Annotated in this window: 5 protein-coding genes; 2 read left to right on the forward strand and 3 right to left on the reverse strand. The window is 74.4% G+C overall.

Going from position 1 to position 5021, the window contains the following annotated elements:
* Both G3I40_RS01860 and G3I40_RS01865 read left to right on the forward strand, forming a co-directional pair.
* Positions 1–1236, forward strand: a 1236-nt coding sequence (locus G3I40_RS01860) for an aldehyde dehydrogenase family protein (protein WP_164300380.1), incomplete at its 5' end; no start/stop codon positions are given.
* 17 nt (positions 1237–1253) lie between these two features.
* Entirely contained in the window at positions 1254–2336 is a 1083-nt protein-coding gene (locus tag G3I40_RS01865; RefSeq protein WP_164300381.1) for a Zn-dependent alcohol dehydrogenase, read from the forward strand.
* Positions 2337–2472: 136 nt separating this feature from the next.
* Here the strand turns inward: G3I40_RS01865 and G3I40_RS01870 are convergent, their stop codons facing one another.
* The 3 genes from G3I40_RS01870 to G3I40_RS01880 form a co-directional block, all read right to left on the reverse strand.
* On the reverse strand, positions 2473–3324 hold the full coding sequence (locus tag G3I40_RS01870) for an urea transporter (protein WP_164300382.1): 852 nt from the start codon (positions 3322–3324) through the stop codon (positions 2473–2475).
* A 141-nt stretch (positions 3325–3465) separates the two neighbouring features.
* Complete coding sequence (locus G3I40_RS01875; RefSeq protein WP_164300383.1) at positions 3466–4380, reverse strand: DMT family transporter; 915 nt, start codon at positions 4378–4380, stop codon at positions 3466–3468.
* 168 nt (positions 4381–4548) lie between these two features.
* On the reverse strand, positions 4549–5021 hold a 473-nt coding region (locus tag G3I40_RS01880), incomplete at its 5' end, for a transcriptional regulator (RefSeq protein WP_164300384.1).

Below are 5021 nucleotides of genomic sequence, written 5' to 3' on the forward strand. Positions count from 1 at the left end.
CGCGCCGCCTTCCCGGCCTGGGCCGCGACGGCGCCCGCCGAACGCGCCGCGAGGATCGCCGCGCTCCGGGACGTGCTGGTGGCCCGCAACGCCGAGATCGCGGAGACGGTCACGGCCGAACTGGGCGCCCCGCTGAAGTTCTCGCAGACGGTGCACGCGGGCGTACCCGTCCTGGTCTGCGGCTCGTACGCCGAACTGGCCGCGACGTACTCCTTCGAGGAGAAGGTCGACAACTCGACCGTCTACGCCGAGCCGGTCGGCGTCGTCGGCGCGATCACGCCCTGGAACTACCCGCTGCACCAGATCGTCGCCAAGGTCGCCCCGGCGCTCGCCGCCGGCTGCACGGTCGTGCTCAAGCCCGCCGAGGACACCCCGCTGACCGCCCAGCTGTTCGCGGAGGCGGTCGACGAGGCGGGCATCCCCGCGGGCGTCTTCAACCTCGTCACGGGCATCGGCACGGTCGCGGGTCAGGCCCTCGCCGAGCACGCGGACGTCGACCTCGTCTCCTTCACCGGCTCCACGGCCGTCGGCCGGCAGATCGGCGCGACGGCGGGCGCCGCGGTCAAGCGCGTGGCCCTGGAGCTGGGCGGCAAGTCCGCCAACGTGATCCTGCCGTCCGCCGACCTCGGCAAGGCGGTCAACGTCGGCGTCGCCAACGTCATGGGCAACTCCGGCCAGACCTGCAGCGCCTGGACCCGCATGCTCGTGCACACCGACCAGTACGACGAAGCCGTGGAACTGGCGTCGGCCGCCGCCGGGAAGTACGCCGACCGCATCGGCCCGCTCGTCAACGCCAAGCAGCAGGCCCGGGTGCGCGGTTACATCGAGAAGGGCGTGGCCGAGGGCGCGCGGCTGGTGACGGGCGGCGTGGAGACACCGCACGAGAAGGGTTACTACGTGGCCCCGACCGTCTTCGCGGACGTCACGCCGGAGATGACGATCGCCCAGGAGGAGATCTTCGGGCCGGTCGTCTCGCTCCTGCGCTACGAGGACGAGGACGACGCGCTGCGCATCGCCAACGGCACCGTCTATGGGCTGGCCGGCGCGGTCTGGGCGGGCGACGAGGCGGAGGCGGTGGCCTTCGCGCGCCGCATGGACACCGGGCAGGTCGACATCAACGGCGGCCGCTTCAACCCCCGGGCCCCGTTCGGCGGTTACAAGCAGTCGGGCGTCGGGCGCGAGCTCGGCGCGCACGGCCTGTCCGAGTACCTCCAGACCAAGTCCCTCCAGTTCTAAGGGAGTCAGAGAACACCATGGTCCGCGCCGCTGTCTGCACCGCCGTCGGCTCCCCGCTGGAGATCACCGACATCGACCTGCCCGAGCCGGGGCCCGGCCGGGTCAGGGTCCGGCTCGCCGCCGCCGGGGTCTGCCACTCCGACCTGTCCCTGACCAACGGCACCATGCGCGTGCCGGTCCCCGCCGTCCTCGGCCACGAGGGCGCGGGCACGGTCGTGTCCGTCGGGGAGGGTGTCACGCACGTCGCGCCCGGCGACGCGGTCGTCCTCAACTGGGCGCCCTCGTGCGGCGCCTGCCACGCCTGCTCGCTCGGCGAGGTGTGGCTGTGCGCCAACGCCCTGGCGGGCGCGGCCGACGTGTACGCGAAGAGGTCCTCGGACGGCTCCGACCTGCACCCGGGGCTGAACGTCGCCGCGTTCGCCGAGGAGACCGTCGTCGCCGCGAACACGGTCCTGCCGGTGCCGGACGGCATCCCGCTCACCGACGCCGCCCTGCTCGGCTGCGCCGTCCTGACGGGCTACGGCGCCGTGCACCACTCGGCGCGGGTCCGCGAGGGCGAGACGGTCGCGGTGTACGGCGTCGGCGGCGTCGGCCTCGCCACTCTCCAGGCGGCGCGGATCGCGGGCGCCTCGAAGATCATCGCGGTCGACGTCTCCCCGGAGAAGGAGGAACTGGCCCGCGGCGCGGGCGCCACGGACTACGTCGTGGCCTCCGATAACACGGCCCGCGAGATCCGCGCCCTCACCGGCAAGCAGGGCGTCGACGTGGCCGTGGAGTGCGTCGGCCGCGCGGTGACGATCCGTACCGCCTGGGAGTCCACGCGCCGGGGCGGCCGCACCACGGTCGTCGGCATCGGCGGCAAGGACCAGCAGGTCACGTTCAACGCCCTGGAACTCTTCCACTGGGGCCGCACCCTGTCGGGCTGCGTGTACGGCAACTCCGACCCGGCCCGGGACCTGCCGGTCCTCGCCGAGCACGTCCGCGCGGGCCGCCTCGACCTCAGCGCGCTCGTCACGGAACACATTCAACTGGACGGCATTCCGGCGGCGTTCGAGAACATGGTGGCAGGCAAGGGCGGCCGGGCGCTGGTCGTGTTCTAGCACGCCGTCCGGCACGCCCTCGGCGAGCGAGGAGCGAGGCCCGGGGCCAGTGTCCCGGGCCCGCGCCCGCGAAGTGCCCGGTTTCCTACGGGACGCGCGGGCGCCCGGCCGCGACCCGCGCCGGACCGGCCCCGCCTCAGGGGGTGGCGGCCAGCCGGGGGAAGGACCGCGCCCCCACCAGGAACACCAGGGTCGTCACGAGGAACGGCCACGTCAGGACGTGCCCCCCGACGGGTGCGACCACCACCCCGAAGGCGGGCAGGCACGCGGCGGCCACCACGGCCCCGACCACCCCGTACGTCACCGCACGCACCCCGCCGCCGAGGAACACCGCGCCCAACGCGAGGGCGACCAGCACCGAGTTGTACCCCGCGGTCCCGTTCACGAGCTGGGCACCGGGCGTCCCGAGCGCCCAAGAGGCCGCCATCCCGGCCGCGTTGCCCGCACAGGCGACCCCGGCCACCCGGGGACCCGCGACCAGCAGACCCGCGAGCACGAACGCCCCCGCGTACCACTGCGGCATCAAAAAGATCTGGCCGAACCCGGCCAGGAACCCCCGGACCACATCGCCGGCCCGGATCCCACCCGCGCTCACCGCGCCGGTCACCGCCGGGGCCGACGTCGCCGTGAGCACGCTCGCCACGACGCAGAACGGCAGCGTCAGCACGGGCAGCCCCCGGGCGCCGAGCGCGCGCCCAGCCGCGGCCGTGGCGACGGTCGCGACCACGCTGCCCAGCAGCGCCACGAACACGGTGGAGGGCCGGCCGGCGCCGAGGAACACGGCGCATCCCACGGCGACCAGACAGGAGTTGAACCCCTCCATGCCCTGCGCGAGCCGCTCCTCCGCCACGCCGAGCAGCCACGCGGTCCCCGTGCCGACGGCCGCGCCCCCGACGCCGTAGAGCCCGTACTCCCACCCGGCGGCGAACAGCGCGGTCGCGAACAGCAGCCCCGTGAGCGCCCGCGGCGCGAAGGTCACCTGCCCCATCCCGCGCAGCACCCGAAGCCCGAACTGCCTACAATCCGCTGCCCGATTGCGTCCCGTTTCCGGCCGCATCGTGCCCGCCGCGATCCCCACCATCCGCCGCTCCCGCGTTACGACGACGTTTCCCCACCTGGCGGACGGACCTTACCGCTCCTTACCGGACGGGACGGGCGCGGGAGCAGGTTCCACCACATCACGGGGTCGGGATCGGGCCACGGCCACCCCGGCCAGGCACAGCGCGCCCCCGCAGAGCGTGACGAGCCCCGGCACCTCGTCGAGCACGAGCCACGACATCAGGACGACCAGGGCGGGCACGGCGTACGTCGTCGCGCCCATGCGGCTCGCGGTCGTACGGGCCAGGGCGTACGCCCAGGTGGTGAAGGCGAGCGCGGTCGGGAACACGCCCAGATAAAGGACGTTGAGGGTCGCGGAGGCGGGCGCCCGCGCCGCGTCGTGCACCAGCTGTCCGGCGAGCGGCAGGCACGCCACCGCCCCGATCGCGCACCCGAACGTCGTCACCTGCAATGCGCTGGCCGACCCGAGCGCCGGCTTCTGCGCCACGACCCCGCAGGCGTAGCTGATCGCGGCGATCACGCACAGCGCGACGCCGACGACGGACGCGCTCCCGTCCCCGGTCATGGAGAGGCCGACCGCGACCGCCCCCGCGAACGACACGGCCATCCCGGCGAGCAGGCGGGGCGGGAGCGGGTCCCCGAGGAACCGCGCGGAGAGCAGGGCCATGAGGATCGGCCCGATGTTCACCACCAGTGCGGCGGTGCCCGCATCGACCTGCTGCTCACCCCAGTTGAGGACGACCATGTACAGCCCGAACCACAGCACACCGGACATGAGGATGCCGCGCCATGCCGCCCGGGGCGGCCACCCCTCGCGCCGCACGGCGCAGATGACGCCGAGGACGACGGCCCCGGCGAGCAGTCGCCCCAGGGCGAGGGAGCCGGGGGAGTAGTGGGCGCCCGCGCTGCGGATGCTCACGAAGGCGGAGGCCCACAGCACGACGGTGACGCAGGCCGCCGCCGCGCCGGTACGGGTCTTGTTCATCGCGGGGTCTCCAGGGTTCGGGGTTCGATGTGTGCGAGTGCGAGTGCGAGTGCGAGTGCGAGTGCGAGTGCCGGTCGCGTCTGCGGTGGTCTATCGGGTCGGGCGGGTGCGGCTCCCGTCGTGGCTGGTCGCGTTCGCCGGAGGGGCTGGGGGCGAGGGCGAGGAGGCTCAGTCGAAACCCCGCACCCCCAGCTCGGCCCGCAGCACGCCTGCCCCCACCCCGGTCACCCGGACCGCCCGCTCGGACCCGATCCGCTCGACCCAGCCGGAGGCGAACGCGTGGCGGCACAGCGCGGCTCCTGCCACTCCTGCCAGATGGACCCTGCGCTCCGTCCAGTCCAGGCACCCCCGGGCGAGCGGCCGGCGGCCTGCGGGGTCCAGTTCCGCCCCCCACTGCCGGAACCAGCCGAGCCCCGCGTCCGTCAGGGAGAAGCCCGCGTCCGTGCGGAGCAGGCCCCGCTCGGCCATCCCGTCGGCCACGGCGATCCCGAGCCGCCCCGCCAGATGGTCGTAACAGGTGCGTCCGCGCGCCATCGCGTCCCGCGCCGAGGACGCCCGCAGCGTGCGGGGCCGCTCCCCGCCGCCGGGCACGGCGTACGCGGCGAGCCCTTCGACGAGCTGCGCGACCTGCCCGTCGGCCA

Origin of the sequence: Streptomyces sp. SID14478 (assembly GCF_010548525.1) — a bacterium.
Taxonomy (GTDB): Bacteria; Actinomycetota; Actinomycetes; order Streptomycetales; family Streptomycetaceae; genus Streptomyces.